The sequence below is a fragment of the Aeromonas sp. sif2433 genome, from assembly GCF_019218705.1.
GTDB lineage: Bacteria > Pseudomonadota > Gammaproteobacteria > Enterobacterales > Aeromonadaceae > Aeromonas > Aeromonas encheleia.
Genome location: NZ_JAHUXD010000009.1, coordinates 153,052 through 179,679, shown reverse-complemented (window position 1 = coordinate 179,679; position 26,628 = coordinate 153,052). Strand labels below are relative to the sequence as shown.

The 26,628-nt window shown below is 63.7% G+C and carries 26 protein-coding genes; 8 read left to right on the top strand and 18 right to left on the bottom strand.

Features of this window, described 5'->3' with window-relative positions:
• Positions 1–29: 29 nt before the first annotated feature.
• Positions 30–1,997, bottom strand: a complete 1,968-nt coding sequence (locus tag KW825_RS15250; RefSeq protein ID WP_218329683.1) for a DNA topoisomerase III — start codon at positions 1,995–1,997, stop codon at positions 30–32.
• A gap of 347 nt (positions 1,998–2,344) precedes the next feature.
• Between KW825_RS15250 and KW825_RS15245 the strand changes: the two genes are divergently transcribed.
• Together KW825_RS15245 and torA are read left to right on the top strand one after the other, a co-directional pair.
• On the top strand, positions 2,345–3,475 hold the full coding sequence (locus KW825_RS15245) for a NapC/NirT family cytochrome c (RefSeq protein WP_218329682.1): 1,131 nt from the start codon (positions 2,345–2,347) through the stop codon (positions 3,473–3,475).
• Between the two features lie 22 nt (positions 3,476–3,497).
• Positions 3,498–5,978, top strand: coding sequence for a trimethylamine-N-oxide reductase TorA (gene torA / locus KW825_RS15240; RefSeq protein ID WP_218329681.1), 2,481 nt, complete (start codon positions 3,498–3,500; stop codon positions 5,976–5,978).
• A gap of 138 nt (positions 5,979–6,116) precedes the next feature.
• Here torA and KW825_RS15235 read toward each other — a convergent pair whose 3' ends face one another.
• From KW825_RS15235 to KW825_RS15220, 4 genes are all read right to left on the bottom strand, one after another.
• Positions 6,117–6,578 carry a hypothetical protein gene (locus KW825_RS15235; protein ID WP_042654338.1) on the bottom strand — a complete coding sequence of 154 codons (462 nt, stop codon included), beginning with the start codon at positions 6,576–6,578 and terminating at the stop codon, positions 6,117–6,119.
• Between the two features lie 218 nt (positions 6,579–6,796).
• Positions 6,797–8,146 (bottom strand): sensor histidine kinase, encoded by a 1,350-nt coding sequence (locus KW825_RS15230; protein WP_042654470.1) that lies wholly within the window; start codon positions 8,144–8,146, stop codon positions 6,797–6,799.
• A gap of 49 nt (positions 8,147–8,195) precedes the next feature.
• Complete coding sequence (locus KW825_RS15225; protein WP_042025200.1) at positions 8,196–8,852, bottom strand: response regulator transcription factor; 657 nt, start codon at positions 8,850–8,852, stop codon at positions 8,196–8,198.
• Positions 8,853–8,953: 101 nt separating this feature from the next.
• Positions 8,954–9,286: a PepSY domain-containing protein gene (locus KW825_RS15220; protein WP_218329680.1), complete on the bottom strand. Its 333-nt coding sequence runs from the start codon at positions 9,284–9,286 to the stop codon at positions 8,954–8,956.
• A 63-nt stretch (positions 9,287–9,349) separates the two neighbouring features.
• On the opposite strand from KW825_RS15220, the gene KW825_RS15215 reads away from it, so the two are divergent.
• A complete protein-coding gene (locus KW825_RS15215) occupies positions 9,350–9,601 on the top strand; it encodes a PepSY domain-containing protein (protein WP_042654340.1) in 252 nt (83 codons plus the stop codon).
• A 38-nt stretch (positions 9,602–9,639) separates the two neighbouring features.
• Here KW825_RS15215 and msrQ read toward each other — a convergent pair whose 3' ends face one another.
• Positions 9,640–10,284 carry a protein-methionine-sulfoxide reductase heme-binding subunit MsrQ gene (gene msrQ, locus KW825_RS15210; RefSeq protein ID WP_371315816.1) on the bottom strand — a complete coding sequence of 215 codons (645 nt, stop codon included), beginning with the start codon at positions 10,282–10,284 and terminating at the stop codon, positions 9,640–9,642.
• Complete coding sequence (gene msrP, locus KW825_RS15205) at positions 10,281–11,285, bottom strand: protein-methionine-sulfoxide reductase catalytic subunit MsrP (RefSeq protein ID WP_218329678.1); 1,005 nt, start codon at positions 11,283–11,285, stop codon at positions 10,281–10,283. Before msrP ends, msrQ begins: the two co-directional genes overlap by 4 nt.
• A gap of 367 nt (positions 11,286–11,652) precedes the next feature.
• Between msrP and KW825_RS15200 the strand changes: the two genes are divergently transcribed.
• Positions 11,653–12,135, top strand: coding sequence for a DUF1097 domain-containing protein (locus KW825_RS15200; protein WP_042654343.1), 483 nt, complete (start codon positions 11,653–11,655; stop codon positions 12,133–12,135).
• Between the two features lie 235 nt (positions 12,136–12,370).
• Here the strand turns inward: KW825_RS15200 and KW825_RS15190 are convergent, their stop codons facing one another.
• The 4 genes from KW825_RS15190 to KW825_RS15175 all read right to left on the bottom strand — a co-directional run bounded on the left by KW825_RS15190 (position 12,371) and on the right by KW825_RS15175 (position 15,761).
• Positions 12,371–13,651 (bottom strand): sigma 54-interacting transcriptional regulator, encoded by a 1,281-nt coding sequence (locus KW825_RS15190; protein ID WP_042654344.1) that lies wholly within the window; start codon positions 13,649–13,651, stop codon positions 12,371–12,373.
• Positions 13,648–14,157, bottom strand: coding sequence for a hypothetical protein (locus tag KW825_RS15185; protein WP_042654345.1), 510 nt, complete (start codon positions 14,155–14,157; stop codon positions 13,648–13,650). The genes KW825_RS15190 and KW825_RS15185 overlap by 4 nt, the downstream gene beginning before the upstream one ends.
• Positions 14,158–14,165: 8 nt before the next feature.
• A complete protein-coding gene (locus tag KW825_RS15180; protein WP_218329677.1) occupies positions 14,166–15,566 on the bottom strand; it encodes an ATP-binding protein in 1,401 nt (466 codons plus the stop codon).
• Positions 15,567–15,668: 102 nt separating this feature from the next.
• Positions 15,669–15,761, bottom strand: coding sequence for a YnhF family membrane protein (locus tag KW825_RS15175; RefSeq protein ID WP_126623226.1), 93 nt, complete (start codon positions 15,759–15,761; stop codon positions 15,669–15,671).
• Between the two features lie 125 nt (positions 15,762–15,886).
• Between KW825_RS15175 and folK the strand changes: the two genes are divergently transcribed.
• Positions 15,887–16,432 (top strand): 2-amino-4-hydroxy-6-hydroxymethyldihydropteridine diphosphokinase, encoded by a 546-nt coding sequence (gene folK / locus KW825_RS15170; protein ID WP_218329676.1) that lies wholly within the window; start codon positions 15,887–15,889, stop codon positions 16,430–16,432.
• Between the two features lie 93 nt (positions 16,433–16,525).
• Here the strand turns inward: folK and KW825_RS15165 are convergent, their stop codons facing one another.
• Positions 16,526–17,230, bottom strand: a complete 705-nt coding sequence (locus KW825_RS15165) for an SDR family oxidoreductase (RefSeq protein ID WP_218329675.1) — start codon at positions 17,228–17,230, stop codon at positions 16,526–16,528.
• A 155-nt stretch (positions 17,231–17,385) separates the two neighbouring features.
• On the opposite strand from KW825_RS15165, the gene KW825_RS15160 reads away from it, so the two are divergent.
• The gene (locus KW825_RS15160; RefSeq protein ID WP_042654349.1) at positions 17,386–17,790 is read left to right on the top strand and encodes a CBS domain-containing protein; all 405 of its coding nucleotides are present in this window, start codon (positions 17,386–17,388) and stop codon (positions 17,788–17,790) included.
• Here KW825_RS15160 and KW825_RS15155 read toward each other — a convergent pair.
• A complete protein-coding gene (locus KW825_RS15155; protein WP_218329674.1) occupies positions 17,787–18,323 on the bottom strand; it encodes a DUF2301 domain-containing membrane protein in 537 nt (178 codons plus the stop codon). The two genes, KW825_RS15160 and KW825_RS15155, sit on opposite strands and share 4 nt — an antisense overlap.
• Before the next feature lie 80 nt (positions 18,324–18,403).
• On the opposite strand from KW825_RS15155, the gene KW825_RS15150 reads away from it, so the two are divergent.
• Positions 18,404–19,168, top strand: a complete 765-nt coding sequence (locus tag KW825_RS15150) for an ABC transporter substrate-binding protein (protein ID WP_218329673.1) — start codon at positions 18,404–18,406, stop codon at positions 19,166–19,168.
• 104 nt (positions 19,169–19,272) lie between these two features.
• On the opposite strand, the gene asnC is transcribed toward KW825_RS15150, so the two are convergent.
• The gene (asnC, locus tag KW825_RS15145) at positions 19,273–19,734 is read right to left on the bottom strand and encodes a transcriptional regulator AsnC (protein ID WP_042654352.1); all 462 of its coding nucleotides are present in this window, start codon (positions 19,732–19,734) and stop codon (positions 19,273–19,275) included.
• A 153-nt stretch (positions 19,735–19,887) separates the two neighbouring features.
• Here asnC and asnA point away from each other — a divergent pair, with 153 nt between their 5' ends.
• Positions 19,888–20,886, top strand: coding sequence for an aspartate--ammonia ligase (asnA, locus tag KW825_RS15140; RefSeq protein WP_218329672.1), 999 nt, complete (start codon positions 19,888–19,890; stop codon positions 20,884–20,886).
• A gap of 230 nt (positions 20,887–21,116) precedes the next feature.
• Here the strand turns inward: asnA and KW825_RS15135 are convergent, their stop codons facing one another.
• The 4 genes from KW825_RS15135 to rluD all read right to left on the bottom strand — a co-directional run bounded on the left by KW825_RS15135 (position 21,117) and on the right by rluD (position 26,617).
• Positions 21,117–21,941 (bottom strand): MBL fold metallo-hydrolase, encoded by an 825-nt coding sequence (locus KW825_RS15135; RefSeq protein ID WP_218329671.1) that lies wholly within the window; start codon positions 21,939–21,941, stop codon positions 21,117–21,119.
• Between the two features lie 58 nt (positions 21,942–21,999).
• The gene (gene clpB / locus KW825_RS15130) at positions 22,000–24,573 is read right to left on the bottom strand and encodes an ATP-dependent chaperone ClpB (protein ID WP_218329670.1); all 2,574 of its coding nucleotides are present in this window, start codon (positions 24,571–24,573) and stop codon (positions 22,000–22,002) included.
• Positions 24,574–24,786: 213 nt separating this feature from the next.
• On the bottom strand, positions 24,787–25,515 hold the full coding sequence (pgeF, locus tag KW825_RS15125; protein ID WP_218329669.1) for a peptidoglycan editing factor PgeF: 729 nt from the start codon (positions 25,513–25,515) through the stop codon (positions 24,787–24,789).
• Between the two features lie 121 nt (positions 25,516–25,636).
• Positions 25,637–26,617 (bottom strand): 23S rRNA pseudouridine(1911/1915/1917) synthase RluD, encoded by a 981-nt coding sequence (gene rluD, locus KW825_RS15120; RefSeq protein WP_042654357.1) that lies wholly within the window; start codon positions 26,615–26,617, stop codon positions 25,637–25,639.
• Positions 26,618–26,628: the final 11 nt, after the last annotated feature.

Genomic DNA, 26,628 nt, shown 5'->3' with positions numbered 1-26,628 from the left:
CCCTTTCTTTTTTCCGGTGCACCCTCGGCTCAGGCCGCCTTACCCCTGGCCGGGCGCTTGGCCGCGCTTTTGCGGGGACTGCCGCCGGCACCGCTCGTGCTCCCCTTGCGACTGAAGCGGCGTTTGTCGGCACCTGCGGCCGCCTTGGGCAGGGCGCTGAAGCTGGCGCCGGAGTCCTGCCTCGCCCCCTCGATCAGTCCATGCAGCTGCTCGGTGAGCGGCCCCATGAACTGCTGGTAGCTGGCGTGACGCTCGGCGATCTGGCCGAGGTGCTGCTCCCACAGCGCCGTCATGTCCGGGGTAGTGGCGCTGGCGGGCAGCGCCAGGATCAGCGCCCGCCCGGTGGGGGTGGCCTTGATGCTCTTGCCCTGACGCACCAGGAAGCGCCGCTTGAACAGCAGATCTATGATGCCGGCCCGGGTCGCCTCGGTACCGAGGCCATCGGTCTCGCGCAGGGTCTTGCGGATCTCGGGATCCTGCACATGGCGGGCGATGCCGGTCATGGCGGCAAGCAGGGTGGCGTCGGTGAACGACTTGGGCGCCTGGGTCATCTTCTCCAGCAACTCGCCCCGTTCACACTGCAACTGCTCGCCCTGGCGCAGGGCGGGCAGGCTCCCCGCCTCCTCTTCATCGTCCTCTTCCACCCCCAGCAGCGCCTTCCAGCCGGCCTTGAGGATGCGTCTGGCCTTGGCCTGGAACAGGCCACCGGCGATGCGCAGCAACACCTTGCTGTCGTTGTATTCGAACGGCGGGTAGAACTGCAGCAGGTACTGGCGGGCGATCAGGCCATAGATCTTGCTCTCCTCGGCGGAGAGACTGGCCTCATTGCCCCGCTTCTCGGTGGGAATGATGGCGTGGTGAGCATCGACCTTGCTGTCGTTCCAGGCCTTGCTGCGGATCTTGCCATCCGTCTCGCTCACCGCCTTCGCCAGGGCCGGCGCGGTCGCGGCTATGGCGTCGCGCACCTGGGGGGCCCGGCTGAAGTGATCGCTCGGCAGGTGCCGGCTGTCGGATCTGGGATAGGTGATGAGCTTGTGGCGCTCGTAGAGTGCCTGGCAGACATCCAGCACCCGCTTGGCATCCATGCCGAAGCGCTTGGCGGCATCGATCTGCAGGCTGGAGAGGTTGTAGGGTAGCGGCGCCGTCTGCTTGCGGGCCTGCTCCTCGACCTCCTCCACCTGGGCAGGCTGGCCTTTGATCCGCTCCACCACCTTGGCGGCCAAGGCCCGGTTGAGCACCCGACCCTCCTCATCCTGCCAGGGAGCACAGGCCTCGGACGGCAGCCACTTGGCGTTGAACCGCTCGTTGCCCTGGGTCACCACATGGGCCAGCACCTCGAAGAAGGGTTTGGGCACGAAGGCGTCTATCTCCAGATCCCGCCGCACCACCAGCCCCAGCAGCGGGGTCTGCACCCGGCCGACCGACAACAGCTCGCTACAACCCCCCTTGCGCCCGAGCAGGGTGTAGGCCCGGGTCATGTTGATGCCATAGAGCCAGTCGGCACGGCTGCGCGCCAGCGCCGAGACCGCCAGCGGCACGAACTCCTTGTTGTCCCGCAGCTTGTCGAGGGCCCGGCGCACCGCCGGCGGGTTGAGGTCGCTGATGAGGCAGCGCTGCACCGGCTTGGTCTTGGGATAGCCGAGAAAGTCGATCACCTCGTCCACCAGCAACTGCCCCTCCCTGTCCGGATCGCCGGCATTCACCACGCAGTCGGCCTGCTTGATCAGCCGCTTGATGACGGTGAGCTGGGTCCTGGTCTTGGGCTTGGCCACCAGCTGCCACTGGCCGGGAATGATGGGGAGCTGTTCCATGCGCCACTGCTTGTAGGCGGCGTCATAGGCATCGGGCTCGGCCTGCTCCAGCAGGTGGCCGATGCACCAGGTCACCACGTCGCCCTGAGCGGTCTCGATAAAGCCCTCCCCCTTCTTGTGGGGCTTGGGCAGGGCATCGGCGATGGCGCGGCCCAGGCTGGGCTTCTCGGCAATAAAGAGTCGCATGACTGACAAACCTGATTACTGTATATGCAAACAGTATATATCGAGCCTTTCGCAAAGCCCAACACCTGTCCATTCAGAGCCCGGCTGTCATACCGGAGAGCAAAACGTCGAGTCAGAGCCGTTTCCAGCATGACTCGTGCGGATTTGATGATTTAAAGGGTGCCAAATAAGGCTAAACTAACAAGGTTAACAACTAGAATTTGATTTAAATTCATACATGAAAACTTAAATGGAATTTAAAACGAAAAAAATCTTATTTAAAGAATAAAAACCATAATCGAGGTCAACCCCTCATTCACCAAGACTACTACTATATTGGTAATATTTGATCGTAGGGAACTGCCGCCATGCTTGGAAAAATGTTGAGAAAGACCTGGTTCTGGCTCCTGCTGCTCGGGGCCCTGCTGGGCGTCGCGGCGCTGGGAGTCACCGTCACTGTGCTGCACAAGACCAGCTCCACCGAGTTCTGTGTCTCCTGCCACTCCATGCAGACACCGCTGGCCGAATATCAGGGCAGCGTGCACTTCCAGAACGTGAAGGGGATCCGGGCCGAGTGCGCCGACTGCCACATCCCCAATGACCCCGGCTCCTATCTGTGGACCAAGATCCGCGCCGTGAAGGATATCTACCACGAGGCCCTCGGTACCCTGGACAGCCCCCAGAAGTATGAGGAGCACAAGCTGCGCATGGCCCAGACCGTCTGGGATCAGCTCAAGGCCAATGACTCCGCCACCTGCCGCAGCTGCCACAGCTACGCCGCCATGGACATTCTGGCCCAGCGCCCCAACGCCCGCGCCGAGCACCCGGTCGCCATCAAGGAGGGCCAGACCTGCATCGACTGCCACCGCGGCGTCGCCCACATCATGCCCGACATGAGCGGTCTCGCTGCCGCCGGCGCCAGTGAACTGGCTGCCGCCGCGGCCCAGACGCCGGCCAGCGTCACTACCCGTTACGCCATCGCCACCACGCCGCTGTTCCTCGATGCCAAGGCCACCACGGACGAAGGCACCCTGATGCCCTCCACCAAGGTGGAAGTGCTGGCCAACGATAACGGCCGCGCCCAGGTGCGGATCGAGGGCTGGCAACAGAACGGGGTGAGCGAGGTGTTCTACGCCGCCCCCGGCAAACGCATTCTGAGCGTGCTGGTCGGCGATGCCGCCAAGAAAGCGCTGGTCACCGGCAAGAGCGAGACCGACAGCGCCACCAACCTCACCTGGCATCAGGTCAAGCTGACCGCCTGGGTGGACCAGACCCAGCTCATCGGCGATCAGGGCAAGCTGTGGCAATACGCCTCCACCCTGATGTCCAACAACTGTACCGGCTGCCACGGCCTCACCGCGCTGGATCACTTCAATGCCAACCAGTGGATAGGCGTCATCAAGGGGATGGAATCTCGTACCTCCCTCACCCCGGAGCAGGCCCGCATGCTGACCCAGTATGTCCAGAAACATGCCAGTGACATGAGCGCGGCCCACTAAGGCTGGAACAGAGGAATTCGCTATGACTTTTTTCAATGATCAACAGACCAATCTGTCCCGCCGCAGCCTGCTCAAGGGCCTGGGGGCCTGTGCCGCCCTGCCGCTGCTCGGTGCCCTGTTCCCGAAACATGCCCTGGCCCAGGCCATCAGCACGGCGCTGGAGCAGTTCCCCACCCTGGTCCCCGCCCAGAAGGGCATACTGACCGGCGCCCACTGGGGAGCCTTCGAAGCCATAGTCGCCGATGGCCGCATGGTCCGCGTGCAGCCGGTGGCCGATGATCCGGCACCGAATGACCTCATCGACATGGCGCCGTTCCAGGTCCATGCCAAGAACCGCATCAAGTACCCCATGGTACGCAAGAGCTGGCTGGAGCACGGCCCGGGCGCCAAACCGGAGCTGCGCGGCGCCGACGAGTGGGTGCGGGTGAGCTGGGAGCAGGCCATCGAACTGGTGGCCTCTGAAATCCAGCGCGTGCAGAGTGACTTCGGCCCCCAGGCGATCCACGCAGGCTCCTACGGCTGGAAGAGTGTCGGCATGTTCCACAACAGCCGCACCCTGCTGCACCGCCTGATGAACCTCAGTGGCGGCTTCACCGGCTATGCCGGTGACTACTCCACAGGCGCGGCCCAGGTGATCATGTCCCACGTGATGGGCTCCATCGAGGTGTACGAGCAGCAGACCGCTTGGCCCAACGTGGTGGAGCACGCCGAACTGGTGGTGCTCTGGGGGGTCAACGCCCAGGTCACCCTCAAGAACAGCTGGAACATGCCGGATCACGAGGGCCAGGCCGGTTTCAAGGCCCTCAAGGAGAAGGGCACCCGCGTCATCAGCATCGATCCCGTCTACAACGAGACCGCCAAGCTGGCCAACGCAGAGTGGATAGCCCCGAACGCCTACACAGACGTGGCCATGATGCTGGGGGTGGCCCACACCCTTTATAGCGAGAAGAAGCACGATCAGGCCTTCCTCGATCGCTACGCCGTCGGCTTCGACAAGTTCCTCGACTACCTGCTGGGCAAGGACGACGGTCAGCCGAAGAGCGCCGAGTGGGCGAGCAGCGTCTGCGGCGTCGAGGCCAAGGTCATTCGCCAGCTGGCCCTCGACATGGCCGCCAAGCGCACCATGATCATGGCCGGCTGGGGCATGCAGCGTCAGCAGCATGGCGAGCAGCCGAACTGGATGCTGATCACCCTGGCGGCCATGCTGGGCCAGATCGGCCTGCCGGGCGGCGGCTACGGCTTCAGCTACCACTACTCCTCCGGTGGCAGCCCCACCGCCAAGGGTGGCATTCTGGCCGGTATCTCCGCCGGCAACGCCCCCAAGAACAGCCCGGCCCCGATCCCGGTGGCCCGCATCGCCGACTGTCTCGCCAACCCGGGCAAGACCATCGACTTCAACGGCCGCAAGGTGACCTATCCGGACATCAAGCTGGTCTACGTGGCGGGCGGCAACCCCTTCCACCACCATCAGGACACCAACAACCTGCTGCAGGCGTGGCGCAAGCCGCAGACAGTGATAGTCCACGAACCCTACTGGACTGCCACCGCCAAACACGCCGACATAGTGCTGCCGGTCACCACCAGCTACGAGCGCAACGATCTGGAGATGGGTGGCGACTACTCCCAGCGCTATGTGTTCCCGATGCACCAGTGCGTGCCCCCCCAGCATGAGTCCCGCAACGACTTCGACATTTTCAGCGCCATCGCCGCCAAGCTGGGGGTGCAGGAGCAGTACACCGAAGGCAAGGACGAGATGCTGTGGCTCAAGCAGATGTACGACGGCATGGCGGCCCAGGCCAGGGGTGCCCGGGTGGCGCTGCCGCCGTTCAACATGTTCTGGGAATCCAACAACTACATCCGCTTCCCGATCCCCGAGGCAAACCGCCAGTGGATCCGTCACGCCGATTTCCGCGAGAACCCGCTGCTCAACCCGCTCGGTACCCCGTCCGGCAAGATCGAGATCTTCTCCAACACGGTAGCGGGCATGGGTTATGCCGACTGCGCCGGCCACCCCAAGTGGTATGAGCCCAAGGAGTGGGTGAAGAGCGAGGTGGCGGCGCGCTATCCGCTCTCCCTCAACACCTCCCACCCGACCCAGCGGCTGCACTCCCAGCTGGACAACACCCCGCTGCGGGACAAGTTCGCCATCGCCGATCGGGAGGCGATCCTCATCCACCCGGACGACGCCAAGACCCGCGGCATCCAGGCCGGGGACCTGGTGCGCGCCTTCAACGAGCGCGGCCAGATCCTGGTGGGGGCGCTGCTCTCGAAAGACATTCGCCCCGGCGTGGTGCGGATCTGCGAAGGAGCCTGGTACGATCCGGCCAAACCGGGCGAGGTGGGCGCCATCTGCAAGAACGGCAACGTCAACTGCCTCACCTTCGACGAGGGCTCGTCCAGCCTGGCGCAAGGCAACTGCGGTCACATGGCCCAATTGCAGATCGAGAAGTACAGCGGGCCAGATCTCGTCAACACAGCCCACGCGGTGCCGGCCAACGCCTGAGGCAAGACTCCAGCCAATAAAAACGGCGCCATAAGGCGCCGTTTTTTATTGTTTGTCTCAGGACGATTCAGCCGCCCCTTCCATCCTGTACTATTCCGCTCATTCCACTCTGAGGTGGCCAGAGGGGGATGGAATGACTCAGAAGTCTCCCTCTACCATGTACTCTTCCGCACATTCGACCAGCTGGGGCCAGAGATCTTCCTGTATCCAGGCCTCGGGGTCATCCTCGTCGCCGTCATACTGGGTCCAGAAGAAGGCGCGTAGCCCGCTGGCAAAGTCGTCGCTGACCTCGGCCAGCTCGGAGAGCGGCCCCAGCCAGGCGATGCGGCGCAGGCCGGAGGCGAGATCGTTGATGGCATCCATCAGGCCGCGATCATCGCCGCACTGCTCCACCAGCAGGGTGAAGCGCTCACGGGCGCTCGCGGTCTGATCCTCATCCAGCTCGCCGGCATCGGCCAGCAACTCGACGAAGTCTTCCAGCAAGAATTCGATCAGGGATTCCCGATCCTCAAACCACTGGAGCTGGGCCCCCTTGGTGCCCAGCACAGAGGCATCGAACGAATCATCGAGATGACAGAGTGCCCACGGATCGTCAGTCATTGCTACCCTTCCTACACCTTAAAACAAGAGCCATATCTTAAGCCTAGCGCTCGCCCCTTGCCAGCTCGGGCAGAGACGGGAAGAGCACCAGACCACCATCATGCCGGCCGTCCCATGACGAGACGGCGTTGCTAGCTCTCCACCCTGGCCACCTGGGGCAGCGACGGAAGGGCACCAGACCACTATTATGTCGTCCGTCCCATGATGAGACGGCGTTGCTAGCTCTCCACCCTGGCCACCTTGGGCAGCGACAGAGAGGCTGCCAGGCCGCCCAGCTCGGCTCGTCCCATGATGAAACTGCCGCGATAGGCTTCGGCCAAGTCTGACACTATGTTGAGCCCGAGCCCTGAGCCCGGCACCTTCTCGTCGAGCCGCACACCGCGCAGCACCGCCTTGGCGATCTGATCCTCACTCATGCCGGGGCCGTCATCCTCTATGCGCAGGGTGATCCAGCCCCCCAGCTCGGCGCTGGAGATGCGCAGCTGGCTGCTGGACCACTTGAAGGCGTTCTCCAGCAGGTTGCCCACCATCTCGTCGAAATCCTGTTCCTCCACCCCGACCGCCAGGTTGGCCGGCACCTGCAGATCCACCTCCTTGCCCGGATAGAGGCGGGAGAAGGCGCGGCAGATGTACTCGACCCTGGCCCGCACCGGGGTCGAGACCCCCAGGATCTTGGCGGCCCCGGTCACCCTGGCCTTGCCGAGGTGATAATCGATGTGGCGCTGGATCTGATCGAGCTGCTCGTCGATGGCGGCCCTGTCCTCAGGCGGCAACTGGGCCACCTGGTTGCGCATGATGCTGAGGGGCGTCTTGAGCGCGTGGGCCAGGTTGCCGGTGTGAGAGCGGGCCCGCTGCAGCAGTTCACTGTAGTGGTGCAGCAGCCGGTTGATGTCTTCCACCAGCGGCTGGATCTCCAGCGGATAGCGCAGCCGGAACCCTTCCTGATGGCCCTGATGCACCCGCCCCAGCTCACGGCGCAGCAGGTGCAGCGGCCGCAGGCCGTAGACGATCTGGAACATGAAGCCCAGCACCAGCCCGGCGGCGGCGAAGCCCAGCCCCAGGAACAGGCTGATGCGGGTCTTCTTCAGGGTCTGGGTCAGGACGCTGCTGTCCTTGGCCATCACCAGGGTGAACACCCGATCCGAGCCCGGCAGCAGCACGGTGCGGGTCATGATCAGCAGCGGCTCCTTGTTGGGCCCCTTGCCGACGAACAGATCCGGATCGCCAAAGGCCGACTTCAGGCCGTGGGCGCTGAGGTGGGCATCCCACAGGGAGCGGGAGCGGCTGACCACGTCGCTGCCCAGCTCCAGCTGCCAGTAGTAGCCCGAGTAGGGCTGGCGATAGCGGGGATCGGCCATGGGCTCGGTGACCACGGGCAGTCCATTGGGCTGGATCTCGAGGCGGGAGAGCAGATCATAGAGTTGCAGGCGCAGGCCATCCGCCTCCGCCTCCTGCCAGTAGTTGCGCATCATGGTCTGCAGGCTGAAGCCGGTGGCGAACAGGAAGAGCCCGCACCAGACCAGGGCGATGACCACCAGCCGGCCGCGCAGGGTGCGCACCAGCCTCATGGGCTCACCCGCCACGCACCATGCCTACCGGAACCGCTCAACACCAAGGTCATTCGTTGATCCTGTACCCTAGCCCGCGCACCGTCTCGATCAGATCTGGGTGGGTCTTCTTGCGGATCCGGCCGATGAACACTTCCACGGTATTGGAGTCCCGATCGAAATCCTGGGCGTAGATGTGGTCAATCAGCTCGCTGCGCGACACCACCTTGCCCCTGTGCTGCATCAGGTAGCCCAGCACCCGGAACTCGTGGGCGGTGAGCTTGATGGGGGTGCCCTCGTACCACACCTGGGAGGCCGCCATGTCGAGCCGTACCCCGCCGATCTCGAGGATCGAGCTGGCATTGCCCGCCGCACGGCGCACCAGGGCATGGACCCGCGCCACCAGCTCGGCGACCTGGAAGGGTTTGGTGAGGTAGTCGTCGGCGCCGGCGTTCAGCCCCTCGATCTTCTCGTGCAGCTGGCCACGGGCGGTCAGCACCAGCACAGGAGTGTCTATCCCCTTGCTGCGCCACTCTTTTAGCACGCTCAGGCCGTCGCGGCCCGGCAGGCCCAGATCCAGAATGATGGCGTCATAGGGTTCGGTCTCGCCGAGGAAGCCGGCCTCGTTGCCATCGTGGCAGAGATCGGTGACGAAACCGGACAGGCGCAGCTGTTCGGCCAGCTGGCCTGCCAGGGTCTTCTCATCTTCAACTATCAGAATTCGCATGAATTATTTTCCAAAGTGGGGGCACTTCCGGCCGCTCGGGATGAGACGCGGCGAGTCGCGGCGCCCTGTCCGGGCGGCAGCTTTGCAAGACGGTCTCGGGGTCACTCTTCTTCCAATGGGGGATGGGGCTCGAACAGGCGTTCCAGATGGTGGCCCTTGAGCCACACCATCTCCAGATTGTCGGCGCGGTAGCCCACCTTGATGACGCTGTTTTCGCTGTCGATGAGCCGAAGCTCATAGAGCCAGACGCCATTCTCCTCCCCCAGATCGACGCGCAGCACGCGCACCGGCAGGCGGGAGGCGACCTCCATCAGCTCATGAAAAGGTCTGATCCGCCCCTCGCTGACCGCCTGTTGCAGCAGGGCCTCGTTCGGCTGGGCCGCCTGCACCAGTACCGGCAGCAACAGCCCAAGCAGGGACAGGGCTCTATTCATGGATGATTCATCTCCCAAAACCTAACATAATACCGTTTATAGTGTGCCAGCCATGAATCCGGAATGAATATGATCCCACGCAGTATCCTGCTGATCCTTTGCCTCTTTTCCACCCTTGGCTGGGCGGCCCAGACGCGTCTCGACATGCCTGCCCTGGTCAAGCTGCTGCTGGCACAAGGGTACCACGACATTCGGGAAGTCGAGCTGGAAGGTGACACATTTGACGTCAGTACCCTGGACGCCAGGGAGCAGAAGGTGCGGCTCAGCGTCGATGCCCACAGCGGCAAGATCACCCAACAGAAAGAGGCCGATTAGGCCTCTTTTGCTATGTGCGTCTGGATGGGTGGAGGGGATCACGCCTCCTCCAGTTTCTGGCGTTGCCGCAGCCTCTGGCGCTGGCGCCAGGGACGCAGCAACTTCTCGCGCCGCGGCACCAACAGGGCGCAGGCCAGCAGCAGATAGATGAGCGGCTCCTGCCAACCGCTCTTGACCGACCACCAGTAATGCACCGGTACCAGCAGGGCCACCGCATAGATCCAGTTGTGCAGCCGCTGCCAGCTCGGGCCCATGGCCCGTAGCAGGGCCGGGATCGAGGTGATGCTCAGGGCCATCAGCAGCAGCAGCGCCACCGCCCCCACCACTATGTAATTGCGCTTCACCAGCTCGCCGCCGATGAGCCCCCAGTCGAACTGCAGATCCAGCCCCAGCCACACCATGAAGTGCAATACTGCCCAGGCCGCACACCAGAGCCCGAGTGGCCGGCGCAGCTTGACGAGCTGCCCCTGCCGCCAGCGTTTGGCGAGCGGCGAGATCAGCAGGGTCAGCAGCAGCAGGTGCAGGGCGCCCTTGCCGAGGTAGTGGGTCAGCCCCTGCACCGGATCCCCTCCCAGTATGCCGGCCGGCACCGCATAGCCCAGCCAGAGCAGGAAGCCAAGGGACGCCAGATGCACCAGGGCCCGCAGCAGGCCGATGTGGCGGCCGGTCAGTCTCGGTGTCAGTACCATTTGCGCAGATCCATGCCCTGATAGAGGGACGCCACCTCGTCACCGTAGCCGTTGAACAGCAGGGTGGGCTGGCGCTTGGCCCCGAAGATGCTGCCCTCCCCGATGAAGCGTTCGCTGGCCTGGCTCCAGCGCGGGTGATCCACCTGCGGATTGACGTTGGCGTAGAAGCCATATTCGTTCGGTGCCAGCAGATTCCAGGTGGTGGGGGGCATCTCTTCCACCAAGCGGATGGAGACGATGCTCTTGATGCTCTTGAAGCCGTACTTCCAGGGTACCACCAGCCGGATCGGCGCCCCGTTCTGGGCGGGCAGCGTCTTACCGTAGAGCCCCATCGCCAGGAAGGAGAGCGGGTGCATCGCCTCGTCCATCCGCAGCCCCTCCACATAGGGATAGTCGATGCCGCCCCCCAGGCCGCTGGACACCTGCCCCGGCAGCTGCGCCGGATCATAGAGCGTCTCGAACGCCACGAACTTGGCGCGGCTGGTCGGCTCGGCACGGCGGATTATCTCCGCAAGGGGGATGCCGCTCCAGGGCAGCACCATGGACCAGGCCTCCACGCAGCGCAGCCGGTAGATCCGCTCCTCCAGCTCGCGCTTGTTGATGAGATCCCACACGTCCAGGGTGAAGGGCTTGGCCACCTCCCCCTCCACCTTCAGCGTCCAGGGCTCGGGCTTGAGGTAGTGAGCATTGCGGGCCGGATCCCCCTTGTCGGTCCCCAGCTCGTAGAAGTTGTTGTGGCTGGTCGCCTTCTCCAGCGGGGTCAGGGTCAACCCCTCAGGCCGGGTCGCGGCCTTGTACTGGATGGCCTTGGTAGCCGCCGCCGGGGCCGGGGTCTCGCTGGAGAAGAGATCGAGCAGACTGGCCTTGACCGGAAAGGCCAGGCTGGCGGTGCCCAGCCCCAATCCCTTGAGGATGAGGCGACGATCCTGATAGACGGCTTCCGGGGTGACATCCCGCTCGGTGGGGTGATGGGGGGCAGAACGCTTGATCAACATGAAAAACTCCCGGGGCTATGAGACGACATTCATTAGACCGGCCCCGGCGAGGTTTTATTTCACAGCTTTACATCATCTGATACAGAGGCAGTGCCTTGGCCATGGTACCGGCCAGAAACAGCACTATGAACACCAGCAGAGGAACGATCACGTTTGGCACCATCAGACTCACTCCATGAGCAGGACAGGGCCTCTAACTATGGTGCAGCCCCCAAGAAGCCACCAATGAATTTTTTTCGCGAGCGCAAGCGTATTCCCGAGTTGAAAAAGGTGACTCAGATCACACACAATCCGGCCTCTGCTTGCCGCCCCTCAGCCGAAGGGTAGGCTGCCTCCTTTTCCGGATTCAACCACTGAGAGTCATGCCATGAGCCCATTGATCGCCATCGCCATCACGACCGGGATCCTCTCCGCCGTCTGGGGCGGACTGGCCGCCGCCCTCGGCCTCATCTCCTGGGTCGGCTTCCTCGGTTGCACCAGCTACTTCGCCTCGAGCGGCGGCTACAAGGCGCTGCTGCAGACCCTGCTGTGCAATGCCAGCGGCATGCTGTGGGCACTGGTGCTGATCCACGGGGAGAGCTGGTGGGGCGCCGGCATGGCGGGCTATCTGATGACGGGGGTGGTGGCGACCCTGATGTGCGCCCAGGCCAAGCAGCAGTGGCTCGGCTACATTCCCGGCACCTTCGCCGGTTGCTGCGCCACCTTCGGGGCGGCCGGGGAGTGGCGCCTGATCCTGCCATCTCTGGTGATCGGCGCCCTGTTCGGCTATCTGATGAAGGCGAGCGGCCTCTGGCTCTCCCATAAAACCCAGAAGGCCCAGGCCACGAGCAGCGTGGTCGACCCCGCCTGATCCCGACCGAGCGCTGGTGATCGGCGTTCCGTCCGGTTATCCGATGAAGGCGAGCGGCCTCTGGCTCTCCCACAAAACCCAGAAGGCCCAGGCTACGAGCAACGTGGTCGACCCCGCCTGAGCCTGGCCCGGCGCCTGGTGATCGGCGTTCCGCCCGGTTATCCGATGAAGGCGAGCGGGCTCTGGCTGTCACGCCGTACCCAGGCCACGACCCGCGTGGCCAAAGCGCCTGACGTTACCCCTTCGACTTGAAGTTCGCGGCCTCGATACCATGTCGATTCAACAGCTTGTAGAAATCGGTCCGGTTGCGGCCCGCCATATTGGCCGCCAGGGTCACGTTGCCCTCTGTGGTGCGCAGCAGGCGGATCAGGTACTCCTTCTCGAACTCGGCACGCGCCTCGTTGAACGAGGGGATGCCGCCCACCCCGCCACTCAGGGCCGACTCGACCATGGCGGCCCCGATCACCGGGCTGCAGCAGAGGCTGGCGAGCTGTTCCACCACCCCATAGAGCTGGCGTACGTTGCCGGGCCAGGCCGCCGCCGCCAGCAGGGCCAGCGCCTCCGGCGAGAAGCCGAGCGCGGCGCAGCTGTCGTGGCGACTGCGGTATTCGTCCAGCGCCTGACGGGCCAGCAACGGGATGTCCTCGCTGCGGGCGCTGAGGGGCGGCAGGGTGATGTTGGCCACGTTGAGCCGGTAGAAGAGATCCTCCCGAAAACGCCCCTCCTCCATCGCCGTGACCAGATCCTGGTGGCTTGAGCTGATGACCCGCACCTCGGGGGTGCCCTGGCCATACTCCGCCAGCACCTGCAGCAGCTTGGCCTGCAGTGACTCGGACAGGTTGCCTATCTCATCCAGAAACAGGGTCGCACCCTTGGCCTGGGCGAACAGACCGGACTGACCGTCTTCCCCGAACAGCTGCAGATCCAGCGCGGGCCAAGGCAGGGCCGCACAGTTGATGGCGTGCAGCGGCTTGTCGTGGCGGTTGCTGGCCTGGTGCAAGGCCTGGGTCATCACCCCCTTGCCGGAGCCGGAAGGGCCCAGGATCAACACAGGCACCTCCATGGTGGCGATGCTGCTCGCCTGGATCAGCAACTGCTCCATCTGCGGATTGCGGGTCTGGATAAGGGACTGCCACTCCCGCTGCTGCTTCGGTCGGGTCAGGCTGAGGGCATGCTCTATGGTGGCGAGCAGCTCATCCTTGTCGATGGGCTTGGTGAGAAAGCTGAACACCCCGGAGCGGGTCGCCTGAATGGCGTCGGGAATGGTGCCGTGGGCGGTCATGATGATGACCGGCATGCCGAGCCACTGGGACTGGATCCGCTCGAACAGCGCCAGTCCATCCATGCCCCCCATCCGCAAGTCGCTCAGCACCAGATCGGCGCGCTGCTGGCGCAGCCTGTCCAGCGCCCCTTCGGCGCTGTCGGCGGTATCCACCTCATAGCCCTGGCTGCGCAGCCGCATACTCATCAGCTTGAGCAGGCTGGCGTCGTCATCGACCAGCAGGATGCGGCTCATGGCTGGGTCCCGCCATTGAGTTTGCGCTGGTTCAGCTGCTCATCGATGGCGCTGAGCTGCTCGATCTGGCGACGCAGGCGCTGCACCTCCTGACTCTGATCGTCGCGGCGGCTGTCACGGGCCAGCAGCTCCTCGCCGAGGGCGATCCAGCTGCGCAGGAAGGCCTGGGCGTCCAGGCCGAGTTCGGGCAGCAGGGACTTGAGCTGATCCAGCCCGGCCCGGCGGCTCGCCACCGACTCGGAGGGATGGGTGTTGACCATGGCCAGGTTGACCCGGCTCTCGAGGTCGGTGGCACCGGTCAGGCGCTGGCGCTCCTGCACCCGTTGCTGAGGGTGGCTGGCCAGCAGCCAGTCCGAGTATTGCAGGCGGACCTGCATCTCTTTATTGGCAAATTCCATCCGCTTGGCGAGGGCCTGCTCCGACGGCGCCGTCAGACTGGACGACGGCAGCAGGGAACAACCCGAGAGCAGGCTCATCATCAATGCGGGAACAACAAATCGTTTCATTTTGAACTTCACTTCAGATCCAACCGGAAACAGACATCAGCCTGTTCATCTTCAATCAATTTAAGCTCTCCCCCCAGGCTCATCGCCGACTCGCGGGCGATGGAGAGGCCCATGCCAGACCCCTTCAGCAGTCCTTGCCGCACCGTGCTGCCCTGCTCGAACGGCTCGAAGATCCGCTCCTGCTCGGCCTGCGGGATGACGGGCCCTTCGTTGGCCACCTCCAGCCAGCCACCGCTGGCGTCTGCCCCCGCCCGGATCCAGATCTGGCCGCCCTTGGCGCCATAGCTGACCGCGTTGGAGAACAGGTTATCGAGGATGAGTCGCAGGCGATAGGGTTCGGCCTGCAGGCTGATGGGCTCGGCCGGCAAGTGTACACTGATTTGTTTGGATTCCAGTGCCAACCGGTATTCTGTCAACAGTTCATTCAGCAAGGGGGTCAACGGCACCGGCGTCAGGCTGAAGACCTCCTGCTGGCTGAGGCGGTTGAAGTCGAGCAGCCGCTCGATCAGGGTCTGCAGCCGGCGGCTGTTCTCCTCCAGCATCTGGCAGATCTCCTGCTGATCCGGATTGAGCGGACCCACCAGCTGTTCTGACAGCAGATCCGCCCCCTCCCGCAGCACCGCGAGCGGCGTCTTCAGCTCGTGGGAGACGTGGCGCAGGAACTGATACTTCTGCTGCTCCAGCTCTTTAAGCCTATCGTGCAACCAGCCGATCCGCTCCCCCAGCAGCACCAGTTCGGCCGGGCCGTCGACCGGGCGCTTGTCCGGCTCCACGCCGGCCCCCAGGCTCAGGATCCGCGACTCAATCTGACGTACCGGGTGGATGATCAGATAGGTGAACAGCAGCACCAGCAGCAGGCTCAGCACGGCCACGAAGCCGCTGGCCCACCAGATCTCGGTCCTCAGATCGGCGATGGCGGTTCGCATGCGCACCACGTGTTCATCGACCTGGCTGCGGGTGATCACCTCCAGCTGCTGGCTGAGCTGGTTGAATTGATCGAACTTGGGGCTGGTCGCATCGCTCTTCGCCTTGCGCAGATCCTGCAAGCCATCGAGCCAGGCCAGCGAGGTCTCGAGGCCGGCATAGGCGGCCACATCCGGGATGGATTGCTGATGGGTGGCGAGCAGCTCGCGGTAGTTCGCCAGCTGCTGCTGGTAGCTGGCGAGGATGCGATCATCCCCCAGCACCGCGTAACGCCGCAGGGTGCGCTCCAGATCGACGGCCTGGGTCGTGAGCAGGGTCGCCCGGCGGGTATCGCGCACCGCCCGCTCCAGCTCGTCACTGGTCAGCTGACTCAGGTGAGATAAGGCCTGGCTGTCGTGCCAGATCATGCCCCCCAGGGGCATCAGGACCAGGACGAAGCCCATCAATACCACCTGTAGCAGGGAACGGGGGCGTACCTTGGTCATCTTGTGCTGTCTCGACTCTTCATGGGGGGCCCAGCATATCCGCACTGCATCAAAAAGCAAAACCGGCCGAGTGGCCGGTTTGATGCGATGCGGGGACGGCGCTCACGCCAGTCCGACGGATGCCACACAGATGATCAGGATCACTGCCAGGGCCCCGGAGGCGGTCAACAGCGCCCATTTCAGCTCAACACTCATGCAAACCTCCTTTCTGCCAATCAGAGTTGGATCACAACAGATAAAACTATGTTAATTCATAGTAAATCTGATAACCGTGAGCTGCGTATATATTTCAGACGAGACCAACCAAAGGAATGGCAAGCATGTTCTACCTGTGCAGCATTGGCTCAAATCTTGACCCCGCCCATCACGTCAGCCTGGCCGTGGGGGAGCTGCTGGCGCGCTTCGGTCACCTGCGCCTGAGTTCGGTGATCCAGACCAAGCCGGTGGGCATGCACTCCCGCCATGACTTTCTCAACTGCCTGTTCATCGTCGAGAGCGAGCTGTCGCCGCCCCAACTGAAAGCCGAATTTGTCCGTATGGAGCTGGCCCACGGCCGGGATCGCAGCAATCCCCACAGCAAGGTGACGGATCGACCGCTGGATATCGACATCCTGGCCAGCGGCCCGGTGGCGGACTTCGCCGGCAGCCAGGTGGATGCCTACCTTTGCGAGTTGCTGGCCGAGTGCCATGGCGGCGGTCAGGTGCAGGATCCCAAGGTGGCGCTGCGCCTGCACAGCAGCAAGGTGTTTGCGGAGCAGCGCTTTGGTCAGGCCCCCGTCGATCTCTGGCAGCCAGAGGGTGAGCAGGGCACTGTCATCGCCCACCCGGATGCCAATCCCCGTCATGTCGCCACCCGTCATCACTAGCCTGAGCACCTGGATGACGGCCAGGGCCCGGCCACCGTCGACCCTGATACCTATCCCCGTCATGTCGCCTCCCGTCATCACTGGCCTGAGCGCCTAGATAACGGCCAGGGCCCGGCCACCGTCCACCCTGATGCTGGCCCCCGTCATGTAGTCATTGGTCATCAGCAGTGTGACCGCCTGCCAGATGGGCTCCAGCCCCCCCTCCCTGGCCAGCGGCGTCCTGGACAGCACCTGCTGGCGCCAGGCGTCGCCGTGTTCATCGAGAAACAGTATGGGGCCCGGCTCTATGGTGTTGACCCGCACGGCCGGGGCCAGCTCGCGGGCAAAGCTCATGGCGAGCGAATGAGCCCCCGCCTTGGTGGCCACATAGGCGGCAAACTGCGGTGCCGGGGCGTGAATATATATATCGGTGATGTGGATGATGCTGGCGTTGTCATGGCGGGCCAACCGGGGCGCCAGCGCGCGGTTGAGCTGAAACGGTGCCGCCATGTGCACCCGGTAGAACAGTTCGAACTGGGCGAGCTGCGCCGCCGGCTCGCTGGCCTCAGGCTCAAACGCCGAGGCATTGTGGATGATCAGCGCCAGATCGTCATGGGCGCTGAGCGCCCCGATCAGCCGCTCGACCTCCGCTGCCTGCGCAAAGTCCGCCCGCACCAGCTCCACCCCCAAGACCCGCAGATGGGCCAGCTCGGGGCGTTCGCTGCGATAACTGCCCGTCACCTGCCAACCCGCAGCCACCAGCTGCTCGCACAGGTAGAAACCCAGTCGGCGGCCACAGCCCGTAACCAATGCACGCATTGCCTCTCCTTGTGTCATTAACCATCCTGGCCAACCTTTCTCGGGCAAGATGATGCTGCTGTCATTTGCCTATCAATGCCCGAGGCAGAACCCATTGGCCGCGTCGTCGGGGGTAAGGGCATAGTGGCCTCATTGAATCTTATGGAGCCACCATCATGCTACAAGTTCGCGATCATATGCAGCGCCTGACCCACTCACTCAGCCCCCAACTCGGCCTGGCCGAGGCGCTGGACCGCTTGCACCAGGCCGGATTGAGCGGGCTGCCGGTGCTCGACGAGCGCCAGCAGCTGATCGGTTTTCTCTCCGAGCAGGACTGCATTCCCAGCCTGCTCACCGGCAGCTATCACTGTGACAGCCGCACCCGGGTGGAGGATCTGATGAGCCACACGCCGCTCTCGGTCGCACCGGATGACAGCATCCTGGATCTGGCGCGCCAGATGACGGGCTCCAAGCCCAAGATCTACCCCGTGTTGCAGCAAGGCAAGGTGATCGGCATCATCAGCCGCCCACTGGTGCTGCAGGCACTCAACCGGCAGATGAAGAGCTGTCAGGCCACCTAGAGCTGATAGCGCCCCCTGTCACCGATATCGAAGTGCAGGGGCATCCGCCACTTGGCCAGGCTGAGCAGACAGAGCAGCAGGCCGCACGTCAGGGCCACCAGGGCGGCGGCCCAGTCGAGCCGGATCCACTCCAGCAGCCATAGCAGCGGCAGCAACAGGGGCACCGCCTTGATGCCGGGGATGGCGAAGCAGAACTGCTCCTTGAACGCCAAGCCGGAGAGCGTTGCCAGCCCGGCCCCCAGCACCAGCGCATCAGGTGCGCCGCAGGCCGCCAGCATCAGCCCGCCCCAACCCAATCCCTGCAGCAGGAAACGGACTCGCTTGTCATAGATGTGCAGGCCGAACCCGCACAGGCCGCTCGCCACCACCAACGCCGTCAACCAGAGGCGTTGAGGTAAAAAATCCTGCCCGATCAGCAGGCTCCCCCCTCGACACAACAGCAGCAAAGCTGCCAGACTCAAGCCGAGACGATAGATACAGACCGAACATTTGTCGATCGGGTCCAGTTCACTTTCTACTTCAGGATTTGCCATCCGGGGTCGCCTCTGTTGCCTATCTGCCGGCCAATATACCCAAATGCAGGTGAACCCGCCCCATGCGTAGGAGATGTGATTTGCGCAGCTTGCTGCTGCTCTGCCTGTTGCTGCCCTGTTGGCTGTCGGCCAAGGAGCTGGTTATCGGCGGCACCCTGGAAGCACCGTTGAAGTCGCTGGATGCCGCCGCCAGGCCCTATGGCCTGGATGTGGATCTGGTGACCGCCATCTTCGGCGCCCTCAAGGTGCCCATCAGGATAGAGCTGACCGATTCGGGGGCCAGGCTCACCCGCAACGCCAAGATGGGTGAGTATGATCTGTTGATGAGCCTCTCCCACAAACCGGAGCGGGAGAGCTATCTGATCTACCCCAAACAGGCCCATATCCGCCACAGCTGGCACTTCTTCGCGCGCAAGGCCGACCTGGACAAGATCCACTACGACACCCTGGCAGACCTCAAGCCCTGGCGCATCGGCATCACCAAGGATTACGCCTACACCCCTGAGCTGAGCGCCGCCGAGCAGGATCCCGACTACCACTTCCAGCAGATCCCCCTCAACCAGTTGCAACTGCGCAAGCTGGTCGCCGGCCGCATCGATCTGGTGCCCATGTCACTGGTGACCGCCTTCGGCCAGATCCGGAAGGAGCACCTGGAAGACAAGCTCGGCTACCTGCCGAAGCCGCTCAAGACCAACCCCTACTACCATGTCTGGTGCAAGGCCCGCGCCGATGAGCAGACCCCGTCCCTGATGGCGGCCTATGACGCCGAACTGCTGCGCATGAAGCAGGACGGTCGCCTCAAGGCCCTCTATGACAGATACGGCATCCCCTATCTCGAACCCTGATCCCGAGGGTCAGGGCTTCACATCCCGCAGGATAGGGTTCTGCCACGAGCTCAGCGTCTCCATAGGGAAATGGATCTCATCCGATACACCGGAGCGGGCAGTCATCAGGGCTTCACGTCTCTCAATATCGGGTTCTGCAGCGAGATCAGGGTCTCGGTGGACTGGATCTCGTCTATGGTCTGGATCTTGTGGATCAGCACCGTCTGCAGCTCGTCGATGGAGCGGGTCATCACCTTCATGAAGATGCTGTAGTGGCCCGTGGTGTAGTAGGCCTCCACCACCTCGTCCAGCGCCTGCAGCTTGGCCAGCGCCGAGGGGTAATCTTTCGCACTCTTGAGATTGATGCCGATGAAGCAGCAGACGTCGTAGCCCAGCTTCTTCGCATTCACCTGCACCCTGGTGCCCTCGATGATCCCCGCCTGCTTCATCTTCTCCACCCGCACATGGATGGTGCCCGGGCTGACCAGCAGCTGTTTGGCCAGCTCGGCATAAGGAATGCGCGCATTGTCCATCAGGGCGGTGAGGATGGCCTGATCGAGATTATCGATCCGATAATTTTCTGGCACTTTTTTGCACTCCCGTTAACGATATCTCAGTAATACCCCGAACATTTTGAACAAAAAAATACGTAAAGCCTATTTCTATTATCGAATATTGAATTTAGTACGCCATCTGTTGAAGAATCGCTACATCCAACGGGTTTGAAACAGGTATTTCCCATGAAACAGCACTACATTCGCAGCCAACAACAGATCAGCTTCGTCAAAGAGATGTTCTCCCGCCAGCTCGCCCAGCAACTCGGTCTGATGGAGGTGCAAGCCCCCATACTGAGCCGGGTCGGTGATGGCACTCAGGACAACCTCTCCGGCTGTGAGCATGCGGTGCAGGTCAAGGTGAAGACCCTGCCGGAACACAGCTACGAGGTGGTGCACTCCCTGGCCAAATGGAAGCGCCAGACCCTTGGCCGCTTCGGCTTCGGCCCGGGTGAAGGCATCTACACCCACATGAAGGCGCTGCGCCCGGACGAAGACAGACTCACCCCCATCCACTCCGTCTATGTGGATCAGTGGGACTGGGAGAAGGTGATGCCGAGCGAGCGCCGGGATCTGGCCTACCTGCAGGAGACGGTGCGCGGCATCTGGGCCGCCATCAAGGCCACCGAGCGCGCCGTCTGTGCCGAGCACGATCTGACCCCCTTCCTGCCGAGCGAGATCCAGTTCCTGCACAGCGAAGAACTGCTGAGCCGTTACCCGGATCTGGATGCCAAGGGCCGTGAGCGCGCCATCGCCAAGGAGCTGGGGGCCGTTTTCCTCATCGGCATCGGCGGTGCCCTGTCCCACGGCGAGCGCCACGACGTGCGCGCCCCGGACTACGACGACTGGAGCAGCGAGAACGATCTCGGCCAGGGTCTGGCGGGGCTGAACGGCGACATCCTGGTGTGGAACCCGGTGCTGGAAGACAGCTTCGAGATCTCCTCCATGGGGATCCGGGTCGATGCCGAGGCGCTGCGTCGCCAGCTCGCCACCACAGGGGATGAGGATCGCCTGCAGTACGACTGGCACCAGGCACTGCTGGCAGGAGAGATGCCGCAGACCATCGGCGGTGGCATAGGCCAATCCCGTCTGGCCATGTTGCTGCTGCAAAAGGAGCACATCGGTCAGGTACAGGTCGGCGTCTGGCCGGCCGAGATGAAGGCCGCTGTGCCGGGCATGTTGTAAGCAGATTGAGACCTTGCACCTGGCTGGAGGCTGCTCCGGCAGCAGATCGGTCGGGTGCAACGCGAAGTGTGGCCACCCGGGATGGAGAGCGCATCCCGGGCAGGCTGTAAGGAGGGTGACCGCGGTTTGCGGTCCTCTTCGAAACCGGGGCTTGCCCCTGCGACCCGCTCAACCCACGTCAGGTCGCATCGAATACATTCCTCTCGGCAATCCTCGGATTGCCGCTTTTTTTATGGCCGGAACACATGTTCAAAGCCCGCCCCGATCTGGGTCTGCCCCGGCAGCCCGGCCTTTCGCTTGCCGGTGCAGTGACAGGCGAAGAGGCTGTCCACCCCTTCCCGTTGCAGATAGAGCCCCAGCGCCTCCGCCCGCCGCGGGCCGGAAAACTTGAGGTGCAAGCCACCTATGACGGCATGCACCCGCCCGTCGCCACACACCTCTTTGGCCCACTGGACGATGTTCTCGACCCCGGCATGACCACAGCCGATGAAGATGATGAGACCCAGCTCACCCTTGTAGGCCAGCGCCGAGTCATCGCTGATGAGATCCTTCTCCACTCGGCCGCCACGCAGCATATAGCCGAGCAGGGAAGGGGCGGCCCGATCGCGCCGCAGTATGGAGCCCAGGAATACCAGCCGCTCTGATAGCCAGACCGGCTCGGCCGAGCAGTGGGGGTTCAGCCCCCTGGCCGCCAGTTGCGCCGGATCCAGCTCGCCCGAGAGGCGGTAGAGGTTGTAGCGCCGGGACAGCAGCGGCAGGAAGTAGCCGCGCTCATTGAACACATCCGGGCAGGCGATCAGCGGGATGGGATCGGGGTAAACGGGCAGGGAGCCGATGCCGCCCACATGGTCGTAATGACCGTGGGACAGCACGACGTGGGTGAGGGAGCCGAGATCCATGCCCATCACCTCGGCGTTATGGCGCAAGGCCCGCCCTCTGCCGCTATCGAGCAGCACCTTGAGGCCATCGCACTCCAGCACCATCGCCAGCCCTCGCTCCGGCAGACAACCTGGGCTGTGCACCTCGTCATCCACCAACACTGAAAACTTCAGCATGCTATCTCCTTGAAAACAAAACGCAGGCACGAGGCCTGCGTCTTGATCGATAAGCCCATCACTGGGTCATGGTGAGGCCGCTGCTGTCGGCCCCCAGCAGCAATTTCTTGCCGGGGATGACCCGACCACTGAGCAGCGCCTGGGCCAGCGGGTTCTCCACCTTCTGCTGGATCGCCCGCTTGAGGGGACGCGCCCCGTAGACGGGATCGAAACCGGCATGCACCAGCTTGGTCAGCAGCTCCTCGCTCACCTCCACCTCGAAGCCCTGGGACTCCAGACGGCCCATCAGGCTCTTGAGCTGGATGCGGGCGATGGACTTGATGTGATCCTCGCCGAGCGGGTGGAACACCACAGTCTCGTCGATCCGGTTGATGAACTCCGGTCGGAAGCTGCGGGTCAGCAGCTCCATCAACAGGGCCTTCATCTCCTCATAGTCCTTCTCGGCATAGTGCTCCTGGATCAGATCCGAGCCGAGGTTGGAGGTCATGATCACCACCGTATTGCGGAAATCGACGGTACGGCCCTGACCATCGGTCAGACGACCATCGTCCAGCACCTGCAGCAGGATGTTGAACACGTCCGGGTGCGCCTTCTCCACCTCGTCCAGCAGGATCACCGAGTAGGGGCGACGGCGTACCGCCTCGGTCAGGTAACCCCCCTCCTCGTAGCCCACATAGCCGGGAGGCGCCCCCACCAGCCGCGCCACGCTGTGCTTCTCCATGAACTCGGACATGTCGATGCGCACCATGGCGTCCTGGGTATCGAACAGGAACTCGGCCAGCGCCTTGCACAGCTCGGTCTTGCCCACCCCGGTCGGGCCGAGGAACAGGAAGGAGCCGATGGGGCGGTTCGGATCGGACAGCCCGGCCCGGGAGCGGCGAATGGCGTTGGAGACGGCTTCCACCGCCTCTTCCTGGCCGATCACCCGGCTGTGCAACTGATCTTCCATTCGCAGCAGCTTGTCGCGCTCCCCTTCCAGCATCCGCGCCACCGGAATGCCGGTCGCACGGGCCAGCACGTCGGCGATCTCCACGTCGGTGACGCGGTTGCGCAGCAGGCTGGTCTCCTGCATCTCGGCCTGGGTGGCGAGATCCAGCTGCTTCTCCAGCTCGGGAATGCGGCCGTATTGCAGCTCTGACATGCGACCGAGATCGCCGGCGCGACGGGCCACCTCGAGATCCTGACGGGCCTGCTCCAGTGCCGCCTTGATGTGCTGGGTACCGGCCAGCGCCGCCTTCTCGGCCTTCCACACCTCATCCAGCTCGTTGTATTCGCGCTCCTTCTCGCCAATCTCCTGATTGATGAGATCCAGCCGCTTGCGGCTGGCGTCGTCATCCTCCTTCATCAGCGCCTGCTGCTCGAGTTTGAGCTGGATGATGCGCCGCTCCAGCCGATCCAGGGACTCGGGCTTGGAGTCGATCTGCAGCCGGATGCTGGCGGCAGCCTCGTCGATCAGGTCGATGGCCTTGTCCGGCAACTGGCGATCGGCGATGTAACGGTGCGACAGCTGGGCCGCCGCCACGATCGCAGGGTCGGTGATCTGCACATGGTGGTGCAGCTCATAACGCTCCTTCAGGCCGCGCAGTATGGCGATGGTGTCCTCCACCGAGGGCTCCTCCACCAGCACCTTCTGGAAGCGGCGCTCGAGGGCGGCATCTTTCTCTATGTACTGGCGGTACTCGTCCAGGGTGGTGGCACCGACGCAGTGCAGGTCGCCACGGGCCAGGGCCGGTTTGAGCATGTTACCCGCGTCCATGGCTCCCTCGCCCTTGCCGGCGCCGACCATGGTGTGCAGCTCGTCGACGAAGAGGATGACGTTGCCCTCCTCCTTGGCGAGATCGCTCAGCACGGCTTTCAGCCGCTCCTCAAACTCGCCGCGGTACTTGGCACCGGCCACCAGGGCGCCCATGTCCAGGGAGAGCACCCGCTTGTTCTTGAGCCCTTCCGGCACCTCGCCGTTGATGATGCGCTGGGCCAGCCCCTCGACGATGGCGGTCTTGCCGACACCGGGGGCCCCGATCAGCACGGGGTTGTTCTTGGTACGGCGCTGCAGCACCTGGATGGTACGGCGGATCTCTTCATCCCGCCCGATGACGGGGTCGAGCTTGCCGAGTTCGGCCCGCTCGGTGAGATCGACGGTGTACTTCTCCAGCGCCTGACGGTTCTCCTCGGCGTTGGCGTCATCGATCTTCTTGCCGCCACGGACCTTGTCGATGGCCTGCTCGAGTTTCTCCTTGGTCAGGCCCTGGGCGCGCAGCAGCTCGCCGAGGTTGCCCTTCTCGTCGAGGGCCGCCAGCACGAACAGCTCGGACGAGATGAACTGATCCTTGCGCTGCTGGGCCAGCTTGTCGCAAACGTTGAGCAGCCGGCCCAGGCCATTGGAGAGCTGCACGTCCCCCTCGACGCCGCTCACTCTGGGCAGGCGGTCGAGCTCCTCGCCGAGGCGCGAGCGCAGGGCGTTGATGTCCATCCCGCACAGGGTCAGGAGCGGACGAATAGAACCGCCATCCTGGTTGACCAGGGCGGTCATCAGGTGAGCGGGTTCGATAAATTGATGATCACGACCCAGTGCGAGTGACTGGGCATCGGAGATAGCTACTTGGAATTTACTGGTCAGGCGATCGAGGCGCATTGCACTCCCCCCTTTGAAACAGACGCCGCCCTGGGCGGCAACAACAGAACTTTCTGACAAGGAAGATGAGGTCAAGGGCCGCGATTTCAAGGGGAAGGGCTGTTTATTTTTCCCTCAACATGGGGATCGGAGGGAGCCGCCCCGGCCAGGCAAGGGCGGCCATCAGATCGATCCGGCCTTCACGGCAGAAACAGGCATCGAGGACGCCCCGATTCAGTCCGCCAGCCAGATGAGCGAGGCCATGCGGCCGGTCTGGCCGTCGCGGCGATAGGAGTAGAAGCGCTCGCTGTCGCTGAAGGTGCAGTGCTCGCCGCCATAGACGGCGCTCACCCCGGCACGGGCCAGCCGCAGCCGGGCCAGCAGGTAGATGTCCGCCAGCCACTTGCCCTCGTTGACAGAGGGCGCGAAGGCGGCGGCCTGCTCGGCCAGGAAGGCGTCGCGCACCTCGCCCCCCACCTCGAACGCCCGGGGGCCTATGGCCGGCCCAAGCCAGGCGAGCAGATCAGCCGGCTCGCAGCCCATGGCGGCGATGCTGGCCTCCAGCACGCCACCCTGCAGCCCGCGCCAGCCGGCGTGAGCTGCGGCCACCCGGGTGCCGGCCCGGTCGCAGAACAGCACCGGCAGGCAGTCGGCGGTCATCACTATGCAGGCCAGGCCGGCCTCGTGGGCGCAGGCCGCATCGGCCTGCGGCGTGGCGCCGAGCGCGTTGCTGACCGGGTGGACTAGGGTGCCGTGTACCTGATCGAGCCAGTTTAGCCGACCCGGGATCCCGGCCGCCTGCTGCAAGGCGGCGCGGTTAGCCTCGACTCTGGCCGCCTCGTCGCCCACATGGGCCCCCAGGTTCAGGCCGCGAAAGACCCCCTCGCTGACACCGCCATCCCGGGTGGTCGACAGCGCCCGCACTGAGGCCGGGGCCGGCCAGTCAGGTACGATCCACTTCATCTTATCTCCTTCATTTTCAACAAATAAAAAAGGGGCTCCTTATCTGTCATCAGCTAAGGAGCCCCGTTTGGCCTGCTATCCGGGCCTGGTTACGGCAGAAGCCGACGCAGGCCTCGACCGATCAACCCCAGACCAGATCGTCCGGGTTGGCCAGGGTGTCTGCACGCAGCACTTCCATCAGATCCAGCATGTCTTGCGGGGTGGCAGAGTGCCACTCCATGACTTCGCCGGTGATGGGGTGCGCCAGCTTCAGCATGGTGGCATGCAGCGCCTGGCGGTGGAAGCCGCGCAGCGCCTGAGTCAGCTCCGGGGTCGCGTTGCGCAGCAGGCGCATACGGCCACCGTAGGCGGGATCACCCACCAGTGGGTGCTTGATATGAGCCATGTGCACGCGGATCTGGTGGGTACGCCCCGTCTCCAGCCGCAGACGCAGTCGGGTGTGGCCACGGAACTTCTCATGTACCCGGAAGTGGGTCACGGAAGGACGGCCATTGGGCACCACAGCCATGTGGGTACGCTGGGTCGGGTGACGGCCGATGGGGGCGTCCACTGTGCCGCCTGCGGTCATGTGACCGATGGCGATGGCTTCATACTCACGGGTGATCTGGCGCGCCTGCAGCGCCTCCACCAGATGGGTCTGGGCCGGTACCGTCTTGGCGACCACCATCAGACCGGTGGTGTCCTTATCCAGACGGTGCACTATGCCGGCACGGGGCACCTCGGCAATGCCGGGGTAGCGGTGCAGCAGGGCGTTGAGAATGGTGCCATCCGGTGTGCCGGCGCCCGGGTGAACCACCAGGCCGGCCGGCTTGTCGATCACCAGAATGTGTTCATCTTCATAGATGATGTTGAGTTCGATATCCTGAGCATCCCAACGGGTGTCATCTTCCAACTCGACATCTACATGTACCTGTTGCCCTGCCAGCACTTTCTCGCGCGGGGTGTTGGCAACCTGACCGTCCAGGGTCACTCTGTCCTGTAAAATCCACTCCTTGATGCGGGTTCTGGAGTAGTCTGGAAACAATTCAGCCAGGGCCTGGTCGAGTCGCTGCCCGAATTGGTGATCCTGAAATTCGCCTGTCAGTTCAATATGCTGGCTCATGTATGGTCTCT